The organism is Clostridium polynesiense, assembly GCF_000820705.1.
In the GTDB taxonomy this organism is placed as follows: Bacteria; Bacillota; Clostridia; order Clostridiales; family Clostridiaceae; genus Clostridium_AA; species Clostridium_AA polynesiense.
Map to the genome: position 1 here is coordinate 1 of NZ_CCXI01000010.1, position 23,189 is coordinate 23,189.

Consider the following 23,189-nt stretch of genomic DNA (forward strand, 5'->3'; position numbering starts at 1 on the left):
AATAGAATATTTAAAGAATGGGGAAGTATATATAATACAATAAAAAAAGCATCTCTAGAGCTGTCAGAAGATATAGAGGAAGATTATTTTACTGCAGATAATCATAGGATTAATTTAAAAAATAAAGAGATTTCAGAAGGGGAAAAGGAAGGAAAGGTTACGTTAAAGGACAGAAAAGAAGAAAGCAGTCCCCAAATTACAGCTTCTAAGGCTTATAATTCAAAGCAGAGTATAAGTATAATAACCAAGATAAAGGATATATTATCCCAGGAAGAAATTGATGCTGCCGAGAAGGAATCAAATAGACCGGTGAAGGAAGAGACGGGCTTTATAGAAAATGAAAGAAGCAGCAATAATTATAAAGAAGAGAAAATACAATTTAAAACTGTCAATAAAGACAGTGATTTTTATAAACAGATTAATGAATATAAAGAAGAGATTAAAAGTTTCATAAAAGCTTTATCAGCAGGGAATATGGAGCTCTCCAGTACAGAGGAAATTAAAAAGGAACTGTCGAATTTTATTTATAATAAAACAGGGATAGCCTACGAAATAACAGCGGAAGAATTGGAAAGTATAATTGAACTTTTGGATAGAGAAACACAAAACATAGGAAACAAGGATTTGTATTCGAGAAATTCAAATAAAAGTTCTAAGGAAGAAGTAAAACTTCAGATGGAAGAAAAATCTCTGGAAATAAAAAGTATAATTAATTCACTAATAAGGATAACCAGCGGAAAAAACTCAGAGTTAACAGATAAGATATATGCGGTGATGAAGGATAGAATCAATGATTTCAAACTATTAAATACCATATCCAATGAATACTATTATCTGGATCTTCCTATAACACTAAATAAAAGAGAGTATCCTTTAAAGTTAATAATTAAAGATAACAGAAAAGAAGGAAAAAAAATTGATTCAAAAAATGTAAAGATGATTATTTCTGTAGATACTTCTAATCTTGATGTAGTTGATGCATATATTCATGCAGTGAACAGTAATATGGATATAGAACTGAAAAGTAATGAGAAGTGGGTAGGTATTTTGGAGAAGGAAAAGGTAAAGCTTCTTAATTCTTTAGTAACTTTAGGGTATAATACAGATATATCAGTGACAAAGAAAGAGGAAGATGCTACTATATCAAGTAGTAGAGAGTTCTTCAATGACAGTATGCTTACAATAGTAGATGTTCTCGTTTAAGGAGTGATTTAATGAGACACAGACGAAAAGCCGCAGCTTTAAAATATGAGAAAAATTTCGATGCTCCGGTAGTTACAGCTGCAGGAGCGGGATTTATTGCAGATAAGATTATAGAATCAGCTAATGAGGCTTCTGTGCCGGTTGTATACAATAAAGAACTGGCAGAGCTTCTTCTTAACGTGGATATCGGAGAATATATTCCCCCGGAATTGTATGAAGCGGCAGCTTATATAATAGCATATGTTGCAGATATAGATAAACTAATAGATGAAAGGTGAGTTAATATATGGCACTGTATGCAATATCAGATCTGCACCTGGCGTTAAATACCGATAAACCCATGGATATATTTGGACAGCATTGGTATATGCATCATGAGAAAGTTAGAAATAATTGGATGAAAAAGGTCAAAAAAGAGGATACGGTATTAATAGGGGGAGATATTTCCTGGTCTATGAAGATAGATGAAGGCATGGAGGATTTAAACTGGATTCACCAACTTCCCGGCAGAAAGATAATAATTAAAGGAAATCACGATTATTGGTGGACCAGCATTACAAAATTAAACAACTTATATGAAGATATGCACTTTATTCAAAACAATTTCTTCACCTACAAGGATTGGGCTGTATGCGGAAGCAGAGGATGGATATGCCCTGGAGGAGACAGATTTGGAGAAAAGGATGAAAAAATATATGCAAGGGAGCAAATCAGGCTGAGGCTGTCCTTAGATGCAGCAAAAGCAGAAGGATACAAAAATATAATAGTCATGATACATTATCCTCCTACCAATGAAAAGTTCGAAGACTCAGCATTTACTGAAATATTTAAAGAGTATGGGGTTAAAAAAGTCATATATGGTCATCTTCATGGTCCTTCCTTAGTCAGAGTACTTAAGGGTTTTAGAGATGGAATAGAGTACATTATGACCTCCTGCGATTATATTGATTTTGATCCTGTTTTAATCTTAGATTAAAAATATTAATACATAGAAAAAACATTGATGAATAAACTAGAAGTTATAGCATAAACTTCTAGTTTTTTCTTTGATGATAATTGTATGATTTATCAAGGAATTTTATTGATAAATCATTAATTAAATGTGTATTAAGTTAATAGTTATTTTATTGACAATCATATTATTATATCTTAATATATAAATATAATGAAATATAATGTGGTTTTATTTAATTACTAAGGAGTGAGAGCATTTGAATTTTAACTACAAAGAGCTGGAAGATGCAGCAGAGATACTGAAAGTTTTAGCACACCCCGTAAGACTTTGTATAGTTAAAGGCTTATTGGAGAACGGTTCACAAAATGTTACAAATATGCAGATGTGCTTGAATGTACCTCAGTCTACTGTATCTCAGCATTTACAGAAGCTAAGATCCGCAGGGATTATTCAAGGTGAAAGAAATGGACTTGAAATAAAATATCATGTATGTTCAGAAACTGCAGCAAGAACTGTTAAAGCTTTGCTGCAGGAACAAAAACAGGAGGTTAAGTAATGGGAAAAAAGGTTTTAATTGTAGGAGGTGTAGCAGGAGGAGCTTCTGCAGCTGCAAGATTAAGAAGACTAGATGAAAGTGCTGAAATTATAATGTTTGAAAGAGACGAGCATATTTCTTTTGCAAACTGCGGGCTTCCCTATTACATCGGAGAAACTATTAAAGAAAGAGAAAAGCTTTTGGTGCAGACACCGGAAGCAATGAAAGCCAGATTTGCAATAGATGTGAGAATTAACAGCGAGGTTACTGCTGTTGATACTAAAAATAAAAAGGTTTCTGTAAGGCAGAAAGACGGAAAAAGCTATGAAGAATCTTATGATTATTTAATACTTTCACCTGGTGCCAAGCCTTTAAAACCTCCAATACCTGGTATCGAAAGCAAAAGGATTCATACCTTAAGAAATGTTGCTGATACTGATAGAATAAAAGCAGCTGTTGATTCAAAGGGAGTAAAGAAAGCTGTTGTTATTGGCGGTGGATATATAGGTGTTGAAATGGCTGAAAACTTAAGGCATAGGGGAGTAGAGGTTACTTTAGTAGAAGCTGCACCTCATATCTTAGCACCCTTTGATTCAGACATGGTTGCCTTAGCAGAGAAGGTTATGGAGGAAAATGGAGTTCAGCTTATATTAAATGATGGTGTAAAATCCTTTGATGAGGAAAAGGATTTTATAAAAGTAACCTTAAACAGCGGTAAAAATGTTACCGGAGAAATGGCTGTTCTTGCTATAGGGGTATCACCGGACACCGCTTGGTTAAAAGACAGCGGCATAGAGCTGGCGGAAAGAGGACATATTATTGTAGATGACCACATGAGGACTTCCGCAGAAGGGGTTTATGCAGCAGGAGATGCTGTTTTAATTGAAGATTATATAACAGGAGGAAAAGCGGCAATCCCTTTGGCAGGACCTGCTAACAGACAGGGAAGAATAGCAGCTGATAATATAGCGGGGATTCATTCCTCCTATAAAGGTACAATGGGAACCTCAATAATTAAGGTCTTTGATTTAACAGCTGCTTCCACTGGTAATAATGAAAGGCTCCTTCAGAGAGCAGGTATAGATTATAAGGTGGTATTTATCCATCCTATGAGCCATGCCTCCTATTATCCCGATGCCACTGAGCTTCACATTAAGCTTATCTTTGATGAGCAGGGTAAGATACTTGGTGCTCAGGCTATGGGATATGATGGCGTTGATAAGGTAGTTGACGTTATAGCAACAGCAATTAAGTTTGGAGGAACGGTGGAAGATCTTACTGAGTTAGAACTTGCATATGCTCCCCCTTATCTTTCTGCAAAATCTCCCGCTAATATGGCTGGATTTGTGGCACAGAATATTTTAAAAGGCGGTATTGATACGGTAAAGCCTGAATACGCAGATACAATAGACAAGGATAAAGAGATACTTTTAGACGTGAGAGATGCCATAGAAGTAGAACAGGGAGCAATTCCGGGGCATATAAATATTCCTGTTAATGAGCTTAGAGAAAGATTAAATGAGCTCATGCCTTATAAGGACAAAGAAATTATTATTTACTGTGCAGTAGGATTAAGAGGATATATCGCTTCAAGAATATTAAATCAGCAGGGATTTAAAACTAAAAATATTACAGGCGGATACAAATCCTATACTTTAGGCAGATTTAAACCTTCAGAGAACATCGATAGTACTAATCAGGGTGATAATGATAAAGATGGAACTGAAAACTCCGGAAAAATAAATATCACAAACTCTACAGTAAAAGAAATTGATGCCAGCGGTTTATGCTGTCCGGGACCATTAATGAGAGTTAAAATGGAGATGGATATGCTCAAGGAGGGTGATATATTAAAGGTAAAAGCTTCTGATCCAGGTTTCTATGAAGATATAAAAGCTTGGACAACGACCACTAAAAACCAACTCATAGATCTTAAAAAAGAAGCGGGAATTATTAATGCTTCCATTAAAAAATGTACAGAAGTAATAAATAATGATGAAATGGAAAAGGAAGATAAAAATATGGTTTATGACGGCAGAGACGGAAAAACCATAATTGTTTTCAGCGGAGATCTGGATAAAGCTATTGCATCCTTTATAATTGCTAATGGAGCAGCTTCCATGGGCAAGAAGGTTACTATGTTTTTCACCTTCTGGGGATTGAACATTCTTAGAAAAGAGGAAAAGGTAAATGTTCATAAGTCCTTTATAGAAAAAGCTTTTGGAATGATGATGCCAAGAGGCTCCAAGAAGCTTGGATTATCCAGGATGAATATGGGAGGCTTTGGAGCTAAGATGATAAGGGGAGTGATGAAGGATAAAAATATTCAATCCCTTGAAGATCTCATAAAAGCCGCTATAGATAATGGTGTTAATATAGTAGCATGCACAATGTCTATGGATGTTATGGGTATAACAGCTGAGGAACTCATTCCAGGAGTTAATCTTGGAGGAGTAGGGTACTATCTTGGTGAAGCTGAAGGTGCAAATGTAAACTTATTTATTTAAAGTTAAAGAGTCTATACCTTTAATGCTCAAGGCATTATGGGTATAGGCTCTTTTTATGTGTTTTCTATATGGAATTTAATTCATTCAGTTTTCCAATTAAATTATCTACATTAGTACATTGAGTACGTATAAGTTCAGCTGTTTCCTGTGACATAAGTGTATTTTCATCAGAAGCGGCACTAAGCTCTTCTATACAGCTAATAACATTATCTTTCTTTTCAGAAGCGGTGGTGAGATTTACAATGCAGTTATCTATTTCGGAAGCCGCTTCGCTGATTGAGTTTTTTATATCATTAAATGCTAGTTTGGAGTCTGAAATGCTTTTTTGCTGTGAGCCTAATGCTATGGTACCCTGAGATACCGCAGAAGAGGCACTTAAGATATCTTTTTTTATTTCTTCAAGTATATTAGTTATACTTTGAACTGCCTGTTTTGAATTCTCAGCCAGTTTTCTAACCTCACCTGCAACCACGGAAAAGCCTTTTCCTGCCTCTCCGGCTCTGGCAGCTTCAATGGCAGCATTAAGTGCCAATAGGTTAGTTTGACTTGCTATTTGGCTTATGGAATCCGTTATTAAATTAACTGATTCTAACTTTCCTACCAGTGCATTTACTGTGGAGCTGGAAATATGTATAGCCTGTTTTAAATCCTCTAAAGAGGTGTCTAAAGAATCCATTGTAGTTATTCCTTCGTCAGCGGTTTTATCTGTATCTAAAACAGTAGCATGAACATTGGTTATATTAAATGCCAAATCTTCCATGGTGCTGTTAAAATCTTTTAATAGATCCGCTGTGTTTGATAGCTCTCTGCTGTGAGCTGTGCTGAAGCTGGCAATCCTGCTGCAGGAGGAGTTAATTTCGTCATTTAAATTTTCTATTTCTGAAGTACTTCCTATAATGCTGCCTAGGTGTTCTTTGCATTGAATCTTATAAGTATTTTCTTCCTGCACAGCTATTTCAGCAGTATCATTAACTACTTCCGTTTCCATACTTTTAGGTGCTTTGTTCTTCTTAAATAATGTCATATAAATTCTTCTCCTTAATAAGTATTTTTTATTGTATCTTTTTGGTCTCTAGCCAGTTCTTTAATTCTATGGGGGGCAGAGGTACTTGTTATTACTTGTCCAAACCACTTTAAAGCTTCTATATTATTACCATTTCTTCTGTGAAGCTCCCCAATAAGATACATAACAGTATATCTATCCATACCGTAAAAAGGTATGTCTTCAACCTCATAGGCTTTTGTAAAAGCCTTTAAGGACTGATTTAAATAACTTATTTCTTCCTCATCTGATTCTAATAATCTATACATCCAAGCTATTTTTAATAAGATAAGAGCTTTAGTGCTGTTCTTACCTTCAATTATCATAGAGGTTAACAGTGCAAGCTTATACCTTTCAATGGCTATATTTTCATTATATAGAGTGCCATAGCTTCGTTCCTTCCATCGAGGAGTAATGTTTTTTAAGACAGAATCCTTTTGATAGCTTTTTATATTTGGAAAATCCACCTTTAGTGCAGCATAACCGCAGCTGTTGCATATCCAAACATCGTAAAAATAAGGATTTGTGCTTTTATAATAGATTTGTAGATCTGAGTCCTTTTTTAATATCCTTTGGCTGGATATCTTTACTGCAAGTTCTTTAAATTTTGACTGACACACAGGGCATTCTACACTTTTTTCATATAAATCTGCTGCAAGCTTTTCAACATTTAACATCATTAGTACACCTCTAGACAGTAAATATTTATATACATATATATTATCGAAGGATTTTAACAAAATATTATACCTGGAACAAAAATCAAATGGCATATTTCAACTAATTTGATATAATGTATATAGGAAAAAGTGTAAGAGGGTGATAGCATGGCAGTTGTTAAGGATTGGAAAGCATTTTTAACCCCTTATGAGCAAGCTGTGGAAGAGTTAAAAGTGAAACTCAGAAGTATTAAAAAAGAATACCGAAGAAAAAATGAGTATTCTCCTATAGAGTTTATTACAGGAAGGGTAAAGGAGTTATTAAGTATATTAGAAAAAGCTAATAAATTTGGAATCCCTATTGACAGGCTTCAGTATGAAATGGAGGATATTGCAGGCATAAGAATAATGTGCCAGTTTGTTGATGACATAGAAAAGGTAGTTGAAATATTACGTAAAAGAACGGATATGCAGATTATGTATGAAAAAGACTATATAACTAATGTAAAAGAAAGCGGTTATAGGAGCCATCATATGATTATAAAGTATCCGGTAAATATGGCAGAGGAAACAAAAGAGATACTTGCAGAATTTCAGATAAGGACTTTAGCCATGAACTTTTGGGCAACTATAGAGCATTCTTTAAATTATAAATATAAGCAGCATATTCCCGAGGATATTAAACATAAACTTAAAAATGCAGCAGATGCTGCTTTTCAGCTGGATAAGGAAATGCTTGAGATAAAAGATGAAATTAAAGATGCCCAGAAGCTTTTTGAAGTTAAGTCCGATGTGATTTCCAATATAATGAACAGTATTTTAACCTTAATGTCTATTGGAAAAGTAGCAGAGGCTAACAGATATCAAATAGCATTAAATAAGCTTATTGATGAGGGTGAAGTTTGGGAATTTAATAATCTTTTGTATTCAATAGAAAGAGATATTGAAAAATACAAAGAAGTATAAGGATGCGGGGGTTAAACCCGCATTTTTTTATGCAAAAATTTAAAAGAAAACTGTAAAATGTTATAGTTTAGTTTTTGAATTTCTATAATTTGATATTATGATAATAGGAGTTATAATATAAATTAGTGTAAAATATCAGCATAATGTAAAGGAAAAGGTATTTAATATGAATGAAGAAACTGAAATAAAATTAATTAAAGAAAATCCTATATACATAAGGCATTTAGATAATCCTGGAGTGGTTCTTCAAATAGAAGCGGTGAAGAGGAATGGAAATGCCATTCAATATATAAGCAATCCTCAGGAGGAGGTTCAGCTAATCGCTGTAAAAAATTCACCTTTATCAATTCAGTATATAAAAGAACCATCAGAAGCTGTAAGTATTGCAGCAGTAAAAGGAAACTGGAATGCTTTAAAATATGTGAAAAATCCCTCTGAAGCTGTAGTTGAATCGGCCTTAAGAGCTAAGGGGTGGGCTATTCAATTTGTAAATAATCCTTCAGAAAAGCAGCAAGTCATTGCTGTAGAAAATGATTATGATGCTATAAAACACATAAAAGATCCTTCTAAAGCGGCTCAAATAAAAGCTGTAGAAGGTCATTGGGGAGCTATTAAATTTATTGAACACCCTGATATTGAAGTAAAATGCCTTGCTATAAAAGAGAATCCTGAAGCAATAATGTATTTAACGGATTATGATGAAGAGGAGCTTAAGCTCTTTATCAAAACTAATATCAATATTTTAAAGTATATCTATGAAACTCTGGATATAAATCTTGTGGTGGAGGTACTAAAGGATAAGGTATCACAGGAGGATATAGAGAAAAGCTATATAAAAGACTATATGGAGCTTGAAATACTTGATATGGACAAATTAGATTTTATAAAAGAATTTGGAAGCAAAGAAGCAAAAAAAGCCTTTATAGATTATAAGCTTTCAAATTAGCCTTGGAAAGGAAGATAACAGTGAATTTTACAGAAACACTTCAAACCGTTGAACTTATTATAAAATCAGGAGAGGTACCTTTAATTGTGGGAGAAAGCGGTATAGGAAAAACCTCTTTGGTAAAAAGTTTTAGTGAAAAGCATGGATATTATCTTATAACTATAGATGCAAATCTGCTTAAGGAAGGCGAAATAGGAGGACTTCCTACAATAGACGAAATTGAGATAAGCATAAATGGACTTCGGGAAAAAAAGAAGAGAACGGTTTATGCAGCCCACACAAAGCTTATAGAAATAAATGAAGTCTTAAACAGCGGGAAGGCTGATAAGGTGCTTTTGTTTATTGATGAGATAAACCGATGCGAGCATTCAGTTCAGCAGGAACTCATGAACCTTATATTAAACAGAGAAATAAACGGATACAAGCTTCCTCATGAGGTAAGGGTTGTTGCAGCTATGAATCCTTCCAACAGGTATCATAATTTTCAAAATACCCAATACCAGGTGGTAGACATGGATCCTGCCCAGGAGGACAGATTTGTTTGGATATATTTAGATTCGGAAGTTAAAGAGTGGATAAAGTGGGCTATGAGCAAAGAGGGCAATATACATGAGCATGTTATTGAATTCATATCCGCTTTTCCTGAATATCTCCACACCCCTGAGGCGGAAGATAATATAAAGGCTACACCAAGAAGCTTTGAGAGGGTTTCTAAAGCCTATAGGATATTTAAAGAAAGTAAGGGAAGCATACCAATTAACATATTATATAATGCGGTGAAAGGTAATGTAGGAAAAGAAATAGCACAGGATTTTATATCCTTTATAGGAAGCTATAAAAATCCTATGATAAATCCTCTGGATATTCTTGAAAGCGGAATTATTGCTGTAGATACCAAAGAGAGGATATTAAAAGAAAGCCATTCAAGGCTTTTTATATTCAGTAAAAATATGCTGAACCTCATTGAGGAAAGAGGTATAAAGGAAGAAGATATAGAAATCTTCAGCAGGCTTTTAGGTTATTATCCCAGCGACCTTAGAATAGGTATAATGAAAGGTATAAAAAGTGATTGCAGTACTGAATTCTACAATGCATTTTTAGATAATGAGGAGTTTATCCAAGTGTTTTTTGAAAGCTATGCATAAAGCGGCCTGAGGAGGAAGAGATTTGAGCTTTGAGGAGGAAAGAATAAGATTATACGGCGAAGCAGTTAAGCTTGAAGCTTCAGCAGAAATTACAAATAAGTTTAAAAGAGAGCTCTTAGCTTTGGTGGAAAAATGTACATTAGAGCTTATGGAAAAGGATGAAGGTTTTTTTGGTATGTTTCTTATGCAGCTTAGAAGAGAGGTGAGCTTAAAAAGTCAGGCTCCTTTATCTACAGTTCCAGGTAATGAGGGTTATATCCTATATATAAACCCTTTAACCTTTTTATCAAATACTAAAAACGAAATGAAGGCACTTTTAAAGCATGAGGTGTATCATATAATGTATAAACATCACCAGAGGATTAAAGCTTTAAGAAATAAATACAGCCTGTTGGCTATAAATACAGCTATGGATATATCGGTAAACCAGTACATAAATAAGTTGCCAGCCTGGAGCAGGAAGCTTTATGACACAAGCCTTGAATATAATATAGATTTAAAAGAAAACATGCCTTTAGAAGCCTATGTAGAAATGATCCAAAGAGCGATAGATAAACTCACTGTTAAAAAGGATAAAAGTGCAAAGGATAATGCACTGGATATGGAATCAATTCATGAATTATGGCTGCAGAGTGACAATATAACCGAGGATATTTTAAATACCCTGCAGAAAAGACTGTCATTAAATGCTTTTCAGGGAAAGATTCCCGCAGGTATGGAAGAGGCTCTTTTGCTGAACAAAGAGAAGTCAGTAATTACCTGGCAGGATTATTTAAAAAATACCATAGCTTCAATGCCCAGTGGTTATAAAAAGACAATTACAAGAAAGGACAGAAGGCAGCCTGATAGATTAGATATAAGAGGAAGACTTCCTAAAAGGATACCTAAGGTTATAGCAGCCATTGATATAAGTGCAAGTATGAGTCATAAGGAGCTTCATCTTATACTTGTTGAACTGTTTAATATTATTAAAAACTATCAAGGAGAAGTAAGGGTAATTGAATGCGATGACAGCATAAAAAGAATTTATAACATAAGAAGCATAAGGGATATTAAAAATACCTTAGAAAATACAGGAGCTACAGCTTTTTCTCCGGTATTCCAGTATATAAAAGAGAATAGTTTAAAGGATCATTTTTTAATTTATTTCACCGATGGAAAGGGAGAGGAAAAGTTAACATCACTTCCTGTCAATTATAAAACTTTATGGGTTCTTACAGGAGGTCAGGAAGTCCTTTCTCTAAAAGAATATCCTGGTGAAATAGTTAAGCTGGGGAAGGAAAATTCTTCTGCTGATAAAAATGATTACGGAATAAAGGTTGCAAAGGAGCTATTAAAAGACTGGGATATAGATACGGAAGCTAACAGTATACAAAGCTTAAGAGTAGATTTATAATTAAGAATTAAAGCAAAAAAAGCGAAGTCTTTAAAGGACTGTCGCTTTTTTAATATTAATTGATTTTAAATTAGTGGCATCCGCCGCCGCAGGAGGAGCATCCGCCGCCGGCATCAAGTACTGATTTAAGGCTTAAGCCTCTGCCGTCATTTTCTTCAGTAGATAAAACTACAAATCCTTCATATTCATCTACCAATTCTTTATCTATCATAAAGGTGATATCTTGAATTTTTTCCACTACATCATTATCTGATTGTTCATCCAGAACAATATTAAACATTGGGCCGCCTCAGCCAATACCTGCTAGATTTATCCTGATGTTATAATTATCAACTTTATTCTCGTCTAAGAACTGCTTAAACTCGGTATAAGCTGTATCGCTCATAGTTATTGCGCTCATATTATCCCTCATTTCCTTTGAATTTAGCACCTGTTATAGATACCTTCTATAATAATAATACTAACTATCACTATTATCAATACTATTTTTTACGAAAATAATATTAACAGATATTTGTTATTATATATTATTGTTTTTTTAATATCAACCTTATTATTTGTATATAATTTAAATTTTATTAATATATATATTCTTTAATAGGTTTGAAAATAGTGGGTGCGATGTTAAAATAAAATTATATAAAAGAGGATAGGGGAATTTTTATGAAAATTAACTTTACCAGAAGTCAGTTTAAAGCTCTTATGGAATTAATGCTTTTAAATCTTCAGCTCCTAAGGGAATGCGAACCTGAAAAGTATAAAGAATATTCCTCGCTTATTCACTATATACTAAGCTATGAAGATCTTCATAACGCATTATCTGAGGACTCCTATGAGGATGATTCAATAAAGGACAGTGAGATAAATAAAGCTAAGGAATTAAAAAGGGAATACGATGAAGCGGCATTTTGGAAGGAGTTGTCCAAAAGGCTTGCAGCTTCAAATTTGTATGAAGATGAAATGTGTATAGATCTGAATAATTATGAGGAGTATGAAAAAAAGAAAGCTAATCTAGAACATATATATTTTAAAAAGTTTAAAGCAATGGAATATAGTATTAATGTTGAGGGGAAAGAAATAAAATAACCTGCCATAGAAAGAGGAAAAAATATGATTCCGTTTAATAAGGATTTTTTACATACTGAGATTGAAAATTATATTAGTAAATTGAATAAGGAAGATTTAAAATACAATCATATAGAAGTCTCTTTGAAGTCTTTAAAGGGTTGTATCAATGGATATATATATGAATATACTGATAACTTTTCCAAAGTCCCTGTTTTGATGTCTCATAACAAGGAGCTAATGAAGCTTTCTCCTGAAGAAATTATAGGCTGCTATGAGGCTGCCTGCTATGCCAGAGGAAAGGTTGGGATAGTAGGCTTAGGTCTTGGATATTTTACATTGAAGGTGCTGGAAAATAAGAATGTAAAAGAAGTGGTGGTATATGAAAGCGATGAGGAAGTAATAAACTTTTATTACAATTCCTTTGGAAAAAATAAAAAGCTTAAAATAATTCATGGAGATGCTTTTAAAGCGCAAAGAGATAAGTTCGATTTTTTCTTTGCTGATATTTATTATAATAAGCTTGATATATCTGCTGTAGAGCATTATATAGCATTTAATAAGCTTCATGAAATAGAGGAATATACCTTTTGGGGAATGGAAAGATTTTTGCTTTCCTGCAGTATAGAAGATATTCTTTATATATACATTCCGGAGCTTTGGATGTCTATGTCAAAAGAGCTTTTTTCAAAATACAATAATTCCTCTTACAAGGATTTATTTAAGCCTTTACCGGAAGATTCAGTGAAAGAAGTGTTAAAAGCCTTTGGAGAGGAATTTAATAGGTTTTAACAGCTCTGCAGGAAGGAATAAATGATAATAATTAATTATTAATAATCATTCTTATTTACAAATGCGTAAAAATTACTTATATTATAAGTATGTGTTTTTATAGTATTTGAAAGGAATGATAATATGACAGAAAAGCCTTATAGAGTTTTACTATACTACAAGTTTGTTCATATAGATAATCCGGAAGATTTTGCAGCAGAACACTTAAAGCTATGTAAGGACTTAGGACTTAAAGGAAGAATATTAGTTGCGGAAGAAGGAATAAATGGAACGGTATCCGGACTTAGGGAAAATACAGATAAATATATAGAAGTTCTTCATCAGGATGAAAGGTTTAAAGATATGATTTTTAAAACCGACGAAGCTGCTGACCATGCCTTTAAAAAGATGTATGTGAGAAGGAGAAAAAGCATTATTACTTTAAAAGAGGATGATGATGTAAATCCTAATAATCTTGTAGGTGAATATTTAAAGCCTAAGGATTTTTATAACATGCTTCAGCAGGAGGATGTAATTGTAGTTGATGGAAGAAATGATTATGAATATGAAATAGGACATTTCAGAGGAGCTATAAGACCTGATGTGAACAACTTTAAGGAGTTTCCAAAATGGATTGAGGAAAACTTAAAAGAGCATAAAGATAAAAAGATATTAACCTACTGCACCGGTGGAATAAGATGTGAAAAGCTTACAGGAGTACTTTTAAATCAAGGCTTCAAAGATGTTTACCATTTAGAAGGAGGAATTGTAACCTATGGAAAGGATCCTGAGGTGCAGGGAAGACTTTTTGACGGTAAATGCTATGTATTCGATGAAAGAATTTCCGTTAAGGTAAATAACACGAAAGAGGATAAAATCATTTCAGTATGTTCACATTGCGGAAAGCCCTCGGACAGGTATATAAACTGTACTAACGACGATTGTCATGATCAGCATCTATGCTGTGAGGAATGTGAGGAAAAATATGAAGGCTTCTGTTCTGAGGAGTGCCATAAATATGTTATTAAGCATCCTGAAAGAGATGCTAGAATAAGAAGAAAAGCTAAGCTTGAACTATATAAAAAATATAATCAAAATCATGAAAAAGCGGATTACTTTAGAAAGCTAGTATAAGTATTATTTATATAAATAAATCCCAGATAGAAATTCTATCTGGGATTTAAATTTATATAAGGTACTACTTAGCTACAATATTTACTAATCTTCCTTTAATAACTATAACCTTAACCACATTCTTACCTTCTAAAGCTTCTTTAATTGAAGCTTCATTTAAAGCGATTTCTTTAATAGCATTTTCATCTATGTCTGTAGGTATATTGGTTTTAGCCTTAATCTTTCCGTTTATCTGAATTGCTATTTCTACTTCGTCTTTAATAAGAGCCTTTTCATCAACTTCAGGCCATTTTTGATTAAATACTGAGTAGCTATTGTCTTTAAAGTCTGAAGGATTAAATTTGTTGTAATACTCCTCGGCAAAGTGTGGAGCAAAAGGGGCTAATATCTTTATAAAGTCATTTATAGTTTCCTCAAGGAATTTAGCGTTTATAGTTTCCTCCTGGATGTACTTTGAAAGTGCATTGTTGAATTCCATAAGCCTTGCAATAGCTGTATTAAACTGAAGTATTTCAGTGTCGGAAGTTACAGCTTTAATGCTGTTATGTCTCCAGTAGTTAAGCTCTTTTTCTGCTTTATCCATAGTATTTTTGATGTTTTTATTTTCTTTAATAAGGCTGTAGGAATTTTCTATAATCCTTTCGATCCTTTCTAAGAACCTCGCTACGGATTTAATTCCGTCATCAGACCAAGCTCCGCCTTCTACGTAGGAAAATCCAAACATCAGATACATTCTGAAAACATCTGAGCCGTACTGACTTATATAATCATCGGGAGAAATGGTATTTCCCTTTGATTTACTCATCTTGAATCCGTCCGGTCCAAGAATAAGTCCCTGATGCGTCAGTGAAAGGAAAGGTTCATCAAAATTCAAATAACCCATATCCCTTAAAGCCTTAGTTAAAAATCTTGCATAAAGCAGGTGCATACATGCATGCTCAGGACCACCCACGTACTTATCTACAGGAAGCATTTTATTTATTATTTCAGGATTAAAGGCTTCCTTGTCGTTTTTGCTGTCTGCATATCTTAAATAGTACCAGGAGGAGCATACAAAGGTATCTAAAGTATCTGCTTCTCTTGTTGCTTTGCCTCCACAATGAGGACAAGTGGTGTTTATAAACTCTTCTGATTTTGCAAGAGGAGATTTCCCATCCGGTGCAAACTCTACATCATATGGAAGAGTTACTGGCAAATTCTCATAAGGTACTGGTACAGCACCGCATTTATCGCAGTAAACTATAGGAATAGGAGCACCCCAGTATCTCTGTCTTGATACAAGCCAATCTCTTAATCTGTAATTAACCTTTTCTGAACCAAGTTTGTTTTCAGCGAGTTTTTCCACTATTTTAATTTTTCCTTCTTCGGAGCTCATTCCATCAAACTCTTCAGAATTGACTAATGTTCCGTATTCAGTGAAAGGAAGCTCTGTTTTGTCTTTACCATCAATAACCTTCACTATAGGAAGATTATATTTCTTAGCAAAGGCAAAGTCTCTCTCATCATGGGCGGGTACAGCCATTACTGCACCGGTACCGTAAGTAGATAAAACATAGTCTCCAATCCAGATAGGAACCTCCAGACCGTTTATTGGATTTATGGCATAAGAGCCTGTAAATACTCCGGTTTTTTCCCTTGTTATAGATTGCCTTTCAATGTCGCTCTGCTTTTTAGTTGCATCTTTATAGCGTTCTACTTCTTCTTTTTGAGAGGAGGTAGTCAATTCATCCACTAAGGGGTTTTCAGGTGCCAAAACCACGTAGGTTACACCAAATAAGGTATCTGCTCTCGTAGTAAACACATCAAAGGATATATCTTTATCCTTTACCTTAAAGGTTACCTCTGCACCGGTGGATTTTCCAATCCAGTGCTTCTGCATAGATTTTGTCTTTTCAGGCCAATCTATGGAATCAAGACCTGTAAGAAGTTCATCGGCATAATCAGTTATCTTTAAGAACCATTGAGTTAAATCCTTTTTAGTAACCTCTGTACCGCATCTTTCGCATCCGCCTTCAACTACCTGCTCGTTTGCCAAAACAGTGTTGCAGGATGGACACCAGTTAACAGGTGCTTTCTTTCTGTATGCAAGACCTTTTTCATAAAGCTTTAAAAATACCCATTGAGTCCATTTATAATATTCAGGGTCGCAGGTTACTATCTCGTTTTCCCAGTTGAACATAGCACCCATAGCCTTAAGCTGCTCTTCCATGGTTGCGATATTTTTCTTAGTGGAATCCCATGGATGTATTCCGGTTTTTATAGCATAATTTTCTGCAGGAAGACCGAAGGCATCAAATCCCATAGGCTGAAATACATTATATCCCTGCATTCTTTTAAATCTTGCCCAGGAATCTACAGGTCCGTAGTTAAACCAATGGCCTGCATGAAGCTGGCTTCCTGAAGGGTAGGAAAACATTTCAAGTACATATAGTTTTTTATCCATCTTATCTGGGTTAAACTTATATAATTCGCTTTCTTCCCATTTTTTCTGCCACTTTTTATCAATAGCTGTTGAGTAATTAGTCATTTTAATCCTCCTTATTACGTTTTAATAATTAATTCTTAAAATAAAAAAAGCCCTTCGTCTGTAAAAAAATAGAGACGAAAGGGTTCGATTCCGCGGTACCACTCTAGTTAGGTGCAAATGCACCTCACCTTAAAATTATAACAGAATTACCGTACCTGATTTTCTTCAGATAAGCTCCATGGCGAGTTCATATGCTTTACAGTACTGCCTTTCACCAAAGCGGCAGCTCTCTTAAACTATAAAATTCATATTACTGCTCCATTTCAAAGCACAGTATTAAATAATGAATAAATTATAACCCATGTGCCTTTAAAGGTCAATATATATAGGAAATATAAAGAAGCATCACCTATAAATAAATATAAACAGATGAGTGATTCTTACGGATTTTGATGATATAATAATTACTGCCGTAGTTTTTTGTGATAAATAAATAACATGATATAACAAAATAACTGAGTTAAACCATAATTGATACTAAATAATATAAGTTTGTTAAAAATATATATTGCAATGCAATAATAATTATTATATAATTTTGTTGTAAGAGTGTAAGACATAATGTAAGTGTAGGAGGTACTATTAATATGAAAAAATTTGTATGTACAATTTGTGGATATGTTCACACAGGAGATGAAGCTCCAGAAGCTTGTCCAATATGTAAAGCACCAGCTGCTAAATTTGTTGAGCAGTCTGATGATATGGCATGGGCTGATGAGCACAGAATAGGAGTAGCTGAAGGAGTAGATCCAGAAGTTATAGAAGGATTAAGAGCAAACTTCATGGGAGAATGTACAGAAGTAGGAATGTACCTTGCTATGAGCAGACAAGCTGATAGAGAAGGATACCCAGAAATCGCTGAAGCTTATAAGAGAATAGCTTTTGAAGAAGCAGAGCACGCATCAAAATTTGCTGAGCTTTTAGGTGAAGTGGTAGCAGCAGATACTAAGAAAAACCTTCAAATGAGAGTAGAAGCTGAGCACGGCGCTTGCCAGGGTAAAAAAGATTTAGCAACTCTTGCTAAAAAATTAAACTTAGATGCAATCCATGACACAGTTCATGAAATGTGCAAGGATGAAGCAAGACATGGACAAGCATTTAAAGGTTTATTAAACAGATATTTTGGTAAATAAGATAAATTAAGCTGCCCCGCAGGATTTAACACTGCGGGGCTTTAAATTTTTTTATTTAAATTAAACATTAGTTATATAACTAATTTTATCTGCATAATTAAATTTCATAAACCTTAAAAAGCATTCATGGAGATTTTCACGAAGGTCAGATGTTAGGGAAACATTAGCCTCATACCAAATATTTTTTATCTCAAGAAGGCTTTCCTTTTTCTTTAAGATAATTTCCGCTCTTCCTATAAAGTTCTCTCCATGAAGTATGGGAAGCACATAATAGCCATATTTTCTTTCTGCAGCAGGGGTATATATTTCCCATTTATAGTGAAAATTAAAGAGCTCCTTAATTAAATTCCTATCCCACAGCATATTGTCCAAAGGTGCAAGTAGCTCCGTTCTTTCCTTGAATTCTGATTTTTCTATGGCGTTTTTAAGGAGAGAAAGATCTTCTGAGAGACAGTAGAGTTTATCTTTTAAACCCTCCACATCTATCTCCAGGATTTTTCCTTCTTCAATAAGCTGGAAAAAGGCTTCCTTACGCTCCTTTGATTTCATTTCCCATATATTAAGCCATGCATCTGATGGTTTGTTCCATAGAAGTCCCACTGAAGAAATTCTTCGGAGTATCCTCCATTTTATATGTTCAATATCCTGAGGATAAGGCTCTTCAGCTTCCAAAATCTCTTTTGGAATATATTTGTCTGCAAGGTCATAATACTTTACTGTGCCTTTTTTATGATGGATAACTAAATCTCCTCTGAAGTAAAGGGTTTCCAGTGCTGCTCTGGAAAGCCTGGTATCGCTCCAATACCAGGAAACCTTATCCTTCATATTAATATCCTTAGAGCATAAAGGACCTTCAGCTTCTAGTCTTGATAATATGGAAGCAGAAACCTTGTTTACCTCCTTTATTCCTCTGCCTTTTTCTTTATGATAACTGCGGTATCTGTTAAAATATATCCAGGCCTCTACAGGAATTATAGCTAGATTCTTATCAAAGTAATCAACTAATTTTCTTTCCGTATAAAGCAGCTCCTGAAGCATTTCCTTTTTAAAACCGTAAACTCTTGACTGGAGTACCAGCTCGGCATTTTTGCCGCATACATCTATAGGATCATATTGAATACAGCCTGCCTGTGTAATAAACTCCAGAATTCCTTCTTTATTGCTGTATTTATAATCTCCCATCAAACCCTGCTTTAGTAAAATAAACCTGACAGCCTGCTTTTTGGTTAGCTTTAGCGGAACCATTTCAAAACCTCCCTAGGTTAAAGACCTTTTATATTACTGTTATTAATACCTCTCTCCTCTAAAATCTCATAAACGGTTTTTGAGGTGGTATCTTCAGGAGTATAACCTAAGATGTCTAAAATCTCATTGAATTCCTCTTCAGAAGAGGTCTCAATTTCTAAATAGGGGAAGGGGCAAAAGGTTTTATCATTTATGTCAATTTCAATAAGTGTGTTTTTATATTTATAGCTTTCTCTGTATTTTTCTATACTTTGAATCAAGGTGAGTCCAAGACCTTCAAAGATTTTTTTAGCAGACTCACTATCGTCTACAATAACTTCGTTTTCCTCCATAACCTTAAATACATCCTGACTAAGCATTTTTTTCACCGTCATGAAATATTCTTTTTTATTGTGGAGTATATCATTAACTTCTCTTACTCTTGCATACCCTTTAAGCTTTAAAAGCCTCATATCTTCAAAATCATAAATATTATTTATCTGTTCTTCCTTTTTTACTAAAGGAATATTATGATTATTCATTATACTTCTTATGTCATCCACATTTATATCTAATACTTTTACTTCGAATTCGTTCACAGTATTCACCTCATAAATAAGTAGTTATATTTTAGTGTTATGAGGATATTTTATGATATAATGATGTATTATACAATAGCTATGAATCATAGGAGGGGGATTAATGGACAATTTTAAGGAACAGCTGGTCACCGTAGAAAATAAAACAGCTTATAAAATAAAAAAGGTGAAGGCATATGTAACTCAGAAGAAGGTATTTGTAAACAAAACTACAAATAAATAGATGATCCGATGCCTCACCTGAATCATATAATCTTTTGAAATAAAACGTCATAAGTTGTATAAAGAGACGTTATTTAAAATGAAAATTCCTGTATTTATAATACTAATGGGATATAATAGTTACAAACATTTTAGAAAGAGTATAAATGGAGACTCTATTATTAAGGAGGTAGTTTATGACATATTATTCTGTAGCCATAGCACTTGTATTTTGTGTTTTTTTAGGTGTGATATTTTCTATTATCGGAATAATAGGAACAAAGAAAGTGGAAAAAGAGCTTGGAATATCAAATGGAGAACTATCTGATATGGAAAGAAAAAGGCTTAAACCATACATAATATGTAGAGCAATCGGATACTTTCTACCTATATTTTCTTCATTTATTTTAATATATGTTGTGTACAAAATGTATTCTTAACTCTTATGCACTTTGTTTTTCTTCTTTGGAATTATAAAATCTTCATGCCCTTTCTCCAGTAAATTCAGAGCCACCTAAACAAGAGAAAAAGAAGAAAACTGAAATATCAAAAGAAATTGGGAATATTCAGTAAACTGAAAAACAGCCGGTTGCTATAAACTTTGGAAATCCGGAAAAAAACGGTTAATGGGAATTTAAAATACTGGAAGCAAAAGAAGGAGGAAGGACATTCCGAGGAGTATAGTTATTAACATATAAAAATAGAGGTATAGAATTATGAAGTATTATAAGGTTGATGGACTAGCTGAACTCTTCAATGTTCATGCTGACACTATTAAAAGAGAAGTACAAAGGAATAATTTAAAATGCTTTAGGGTGGGAAAGGAAATAAGGTTCACACAAGAAAGCATTGATGATTATACCAATGTTGTGAATAACGGAAAAACCACAAGAGAAGTTGAATTAGAAAATAAAATAGAAGAATTACAAAATCAAATATGTGATATGAAAGCAGCACTAAACAGAATTAAAAATGAGATTATTAAATTTTAAATAATAAGGAGGGATTAACCCTCCTATTTTATTTGCCGTCAAAAAAACGTCAAAAATTCATTATTAAAATGTGTGATTTTATGTTACCATTGTGATATGAATAAATAACTTTTATACAAAAACATAGATTTAATGTGGTTCTATGTTTTTGTATATTAATAAAATATTACTAATATGGTAATGATGTATTATACAATAGCTATGAATCATAGGAGGGGGATTAATGGACAATTTTAAGGAACAGCTGGTCACCGTAGAAAATAAAACAGCTTATAAAATATCCACTATATTTATGTATGTATTTGCTGTAATGGCATTTTTATTTTTTGTAATTCAGAACTTAATCTTTGGAATTATTTTTGCATTAGCTGCAGGATTTCTGTTCTACTTTAAAAGATATCTTTATACAGAATTTGAATACAGCATAACCAACGGAGAAATAGATATAGATAAGATATTAGAAATGAAAAGCAGAAAGAGAATAATTAGCTTCAACATGAAGGATGTGGAGTTATTAGCTCCCATTGACAGCGACATATATAAAGGTTATTCCTCAAAACCTTCTGAAAAGGTTCCGGCAATACCTTCAGGAAATAGTGACAGAGCCTTCTCAGCAGTAATTTCTCAGGGAGGTAAAAAGTTACAGGTTATTTTTGCTCCTAATGAAGAATTTGTAAAGCTATGCTTTTTATACAACCCAAAGGCAGTAAAGAAAAATAATTAAACATAGGATGGTGAATCCATGGAATACATAAATGACATAAGTATTATGGAGGCAGTAATACACATTTTGGATAACAATGGAGATGAGCCGATTTTAAATCAGTACAAAATGGAATTAAACGAGGATATATATAAATTTATCCTTAAACATCTGCAGAAATCCTTTAATGATGAAGAGCTTAAATATGCGGTATTTAATAAAAGAACTATAGTAAAGGAAGTAACTCAGGAATTTTTAAATGGAGATAACCCTGATTTTATAGCAGTGTCTCAGGAGCTTGCCAGACAGATGTTTTCTCTTATGAAGTCCAATGTAAACATACCCTCCTGCGATTTAATGGTGGTTTATATATCCACAGAATACGGACCAATGCTGGGGATATTGAAGATGGATTATGTTAAGAATTTTACTCATCAAATTGATTTTGTGGATGATAAAATAGGAATAAATATTGTGCCTCACGCTGCAGGATTACCTGGAGGAGGGCAGAGGCTTCAAAAATGTGCCTTTATTAAGCCTATAAGAGAAGATCAGGAATTTAATATCATGGTAATAGATAAGCAGACAAAGTCTAAGGATAAAGAGGAATACGGTTCTAATTATTTTATATCAAATTATTTAGGATGCAATATTATTGCCAATGAAAGGGATATGACAAAAAATCTCATCAAAACCTCTGAAGCCTGGACGAGAGATAATATGTCAGAAAATGCTGATAGAGCTGAGCAGGTAAGATCTAAGATCAAGGAAAAGCTAAAAACCGAGGAAACCATAAATATCAATGAGCTTACAGAGGAAATTTTTAAAGAAGAACCTCAAGCTATACAAAGCTTTACGGAATATGCTTCCGCTCAGGGCTTAGATGAGGAAATTACCCTTGATAAGCAGTACCTTGAAAAAAAGCTTAAGCGGGTAAGACTTAAAATAGATAAGGATATTGATCTTTATATCAATGAAGAGGTTTATGGTGATATTAACCGCTTTGAAATAGTAAGAAACGGCGACGGCAGTATCAATATGATAATCAAGCATGTGATTAATTATATTGAAAAGTGATGAAAAGCTTATTAAAAATTAATAGATAGGAAATCCTTTAAAATACTGATGAAAATATATAAAATTATAGGGAAGTCTTTTGACTTCCCTTATTATTTTTTAAGAGATTATATTTTGTAAGTCTGCTTTATTGCTGAATCTAAATATTAACTTTTCTCCATCAAAGGTTGTATCAAATGATTTCTTTGATATATATTCCTGATTATATTTTCAGTTTCACTGCTTGCTAAAATCGTTTCAATTTTCATAACAACTCTCACTTTCATTTATATTTCCACTTTTTTATTACTTTAAATTTCACGTTCTATGCACATCATTCTAAATATTAAGTTAAGACTAAATAATAGCATAAGATAAATTATAATAAAGATTAACATAAATTACAATTTATAGTATAATAATTGAAAGA

Annotated in this window: 23 protein-coding genes and 1 other annotated feature; of the genes, 17 read left to right on the plus strand and 6 right to left on the minus strand. The window is 33.5% G+C overall.

The window, feature by feature from the left end; all coding sequences use genetic code 11:
• The 5 genes from TA89_RS18470 to TA89_RS01330 form a co-directional block, all read left to right on the plus strand.
• Window positions 1–1,203, plus strand: a 1,203-nt coding sequence (locus TA89_RS18470; protein ID WP_052447259.1) for a hypothetical protein, incomplete at its 5' end; no start/stop codon positions are given.
• A gap of 11 nt (window positions 1,204–1,214) precedes the next feature.
• A complete protein-coding gene (locus TA89_RS01315; RefSeq protein ID WP_040210263.1) occupies window positions 1,215–1,481 on the plus strand; it encodes an EscU/YscU/HrcU family type III secretion system export apparatus switch protein in 267 nt (88 codons plus the stop codon).
• 8 nt (window positions 1,482–1,489) lie between these two features.
• Window positions 1,490–2,179 carry a metallophosphoesterase gene (locus tag TA89_RS01320; RefSeq protein ID WP_040210265.1) on the plus strand — a complete coding sequence of 230 codons (690 nt, stop codon included), beginning with the start codon at window positions 1,490–1,492 and terminating at the stop codon, window positions 2,177–2,179.
• Window positions 2,180–2,414: 235 nt separating this feature from the next.
• On the plus strand, window positions 2,415–2,714 hold the full coding sequence (locus TA89_RS01325) for an ArsR/SmtB family transcription factor (protein ID WP_040210266.1): 300 nt from the start codon (window positions 2,415–2,417) through the stop codon (window positions 2,712–2,714).
• Window positions 2,714–5,200, plus strand: coding sequence for an FAD-dependent oxidoreductase (locus tag TA89_RS01330; RefSeq protein ID WP_040210268.1), 2,487 nt, complete (start codon window positions 2,714–2,716; stop codon window positions 5,198–5,200). Before TA89_RS01325 ends, TA89_RS01330 begins: the two co-directional genes overlap by 1 nt.
• Window positions 5,201–5,264: 64 nt before the next feature.
• Here TA89_RS01330 and TA89_RS01335 read toward each other — a convergent pair whose 3' ends face one another.
• A complete protein-coding gene (locus TA89_RS01335; RefSeq protein ID WP_040210269.1) occupies window positions 5,265–6,224 on the minus strand; it encodes a methyl-accepting chemotaxis protein in 960 nt (319 codons plus the stop codon).
• Between the two features lie 14 nt (window positions 6,225–6,238).
• A complete protein-coding gene (locus tag TA89_RS01340; RefSeq protein ID WP_242850053.1) occupies window positions 6,239–6,922 on the minus strand; it encodes a DUF2225 domain-containing protein in 684 nt (227 codons plus the stop codon).
• A gap of 147 nt (window positions 6,923–7,069) precedes the next feature.
• Here TA89_RS01340 and yjbM point away from each other — a divergent pair, with 147 nt between their 5' ends.
• The 4 genes from yjbM to TA89_RS01360 all read left to right on the plus strand — a co-directional run bounded on the left by yjbM (window position 7,070) and on the right by TA89_RS01360 (window position 11,354).
• Window positions 7,070–7,867, plus strand: a complete 798-nt coding sequence (gene yjbM / locus TA89_RS01345; RefSeq protein WP_040210271.1) for a GTP diphosphokinase — start codon at window positions 7,070–7,072, stop codon at window positions 7,865–7,867.
• Window positions 7,868–8,033: 166 nt separating this feature from the next.
• Window positions 8,034–8,813 (plus strand): hypothetical protein, encoded by a 780-nt coding sequence (locus TA89_RS01350; protein ID WP_040210272.1) that lies wholly within the window; start codon window positions 8,034–8,036, stop codon window positions 8,811–8,813.
• A 20-nt stretch (window positions 8,814–8,833) separates the two neighbouring features.
• Window positions 8,834–9,958 carry an AAA family ATPase gene (locus TA89_RS01355; protein ID WP_040210273.1) on the plus strand — a complete coding sequence of 375 codons (1,125 nt, stop codon included), beginning with the start codon at window positions 8,834–8,836 and terminating at the stop codon, window positions 9,956–9,958.
• A 22-nt stretch (window positions 9,959–9,980) separates the two neighbouring features.
• A complete protein-coding gene (locus tag TA89_RS01360; protein WP_052447260.1) occupies window positions 9,981–11,354 on the plus strand; it encodes a vWA domain-containing protein in 1,374 nt (457 codons plus the stop codon).
• 70 nt (window positions 11,355–11,424) lie between these two features.
• Here TA89_RS01360 and TA89_RS01365 read toward each other — a convergent pair whose 3' ends face one another.
• Window positions 11,425–11,754 carry a HesB-like protein gene (locus TA89_RS01365; RefSeq protein WP_082023801.1) on the minus strand — a complete coding sequence of 110 codons (330 nt, stop codon included), beginning with the start codon at window positions 11,752–11,754 and terminating at the stop codon, window positions 11,425–11,427.
• A 263-nt stretch (window positions 11,755–12,017) separates the two neighbouring features.
• Here TA89_RS01365 and TA89_RS01370 point away from each other — a divergent pair, with 263 nt between their 5' ends.
• The 3 genes from TA89_RS01370 (at window position 12,018) to trhO (ending at window position 14,324) form a co-directional block, all read left to right on the plus strand.
• Window positions 12,018–12,440 (plus strand): hypothetical protein, encoded by a 423-nt coding sequence (locus TA89_RS01370; protein WP_040210274.1) that lies wholly within the window; start codon window positions 12,018–12,020, stop codon window positions 12,438–12,440.
• 24 nt (window positions 12,441–12,464) lie between these two features.
• Window positions 12,465–13,211, plus strand: coding sequence for an rRNA adenine N-6-methyltransferase family protein (locus TA89_RS01375; protein WP_040210275.1), 747 nt, complete (start codon window positions 12,465–12,467; stop codon window positions 13,209–13,211).
• A gap of 123 nt (window positions 13,212–13,334) precedes the next feature.
• Entirely contained in the window at window positions 13,335–14,324 is a 990-nt protein-coding gene (trhO, locus tag TA89_RS01380) for an oxygen-dependent tRNA uridine(34) hydroxylase TrhO (protein ID WP_052447261.1), read from the plus strand.
• 64 nt (window positions 14,325–14,388) lie between these two features.
• Here trhO and leuS read toward each other — a convergent pair whose 3' ends face one another.
• Window positions 14,389–16,851 (minus strand): leucine--tRNA ligase, encoded by a 2,463-nt coding sequence (gene leuS, locus TA89_RS01385; protein ID WP_040210276.1) that lies wholly within the window; start codon window positions 16,849–16,851, stop codon window positions 14,389–14,391.
• 67 nt (window positions 16,852–16,918) lie between these two features.
• Window positions 16,919–17,127: a binding site (T-box leader), on the minus strand.
• 311 nt (window positions 17,128–17,438) lie between these two features.
• Between leuS and TA89_RS01390 the strand changes: the two genes are divergently transcribed.
• Window positions 17,439–17,984, plus strand: a complete 546-nt coding sequence (locus tag TA89_RS01390) for an NADH peroxidase (RefSeq protein WP_040210278.1) — start codon at window positions 17,439–17,441, stop codon at window positions 17,982–17,984.
• Between the two features lie 60 nt (window positions 17,985–18,044).
• Here TA89_RS01390 and TA89_RS01395 read toward each other — a convergent pair whose 3' ends face one another.
• Together TA89_RS01395 and TA89_RS01400 are read right to left on the minus strand one after the other, a co-directional pair.
• Window positions 18,045–19,229, minus strand: coding sequence for a winged helix-turn-helix domain-containing protein (locus TA89_RS01395; RefSeq protein WP_040210279.1), 1,185 nt, complete (start codon window positions 19,227–19,229; stop codon window positions 18,045–18,047).
• Window positions 19,230–19,246: 17 nt separating this feature from the next.
• Window positions 19,247–19,807: a class IV adenylate cyclase gene (locus TA89_RS01400; protein ID WP_040210280.1), complete on the minus strand. Its 561-nt coding sequence runs from the start codon at window positions 19,805–19,807 to the stop codon at window positions 19,247–19,249.
• A 398-nt stretch (window positions 19,808–20,205) separates the two neighbouring features.
• Between TA89_RS01400 and TA89_RS01405 the strand changes: the two genes are divergently transcribed.
• The 4 genes from TA89_RS01405 (at window position 20,206) to TA89_RS01420 (ending at window position 22,780) form a co-directional block, all read left to right on the plus strand.
• Window positions 20,206–20,448: a hypothetical protein gene (locus TA89_RS01405; RefSeq protein ID WP_040210281.1), complete on the plus strand. Its 243-nt coding sequence runs from the start codon at window positions 20,206–20,208 to the stop codon at window positions 20,446–20,448.
• Window positions 20,449–20,724: 276 nt separating this feature from the next.
• The gene (locus TA89_RS01410; protein ID WP_040210282.1) at window positions 20,725–21,000 is read left to right on the plus strand and encodes a helix-turn-helix domain-containing protein; all 276 of its coding nucleotides are present in this window, start codon (window positions 20,725–20,727) and stop codon (window positions 20,998–21,000) included.
• Window positions 21,001–21,223: 223 nt separating this feature from the next.
• Window positions 21,224–21,724 carry a hypothetical protein gene (locus TA89_RS01415; RefSeq protein ID WP_040210283.1) on the plus strand — a complete coding sequence of 167 codons (501 nt, stop codon included), beginning with the start codon at window positions 21,224–21,226 and terminating at the stop codon, window positions 21,722–21,724.
• 18 nt (window positions 21,725–21,742) lie between these two features.
• On the plus strand, window positions 21,743–22,780 hold the full coding sequence (locus tag TA89_RS01420; RefSeq protein WP_040210284.1) for a nucleoid-associated protein: 1,038 nt from the start codon (window positions 21,743–21,745) through the stop codon (window positions 22,778–22,780).
• Window positions 22,781–23,189: the final 409 nt, after the last annotated feature.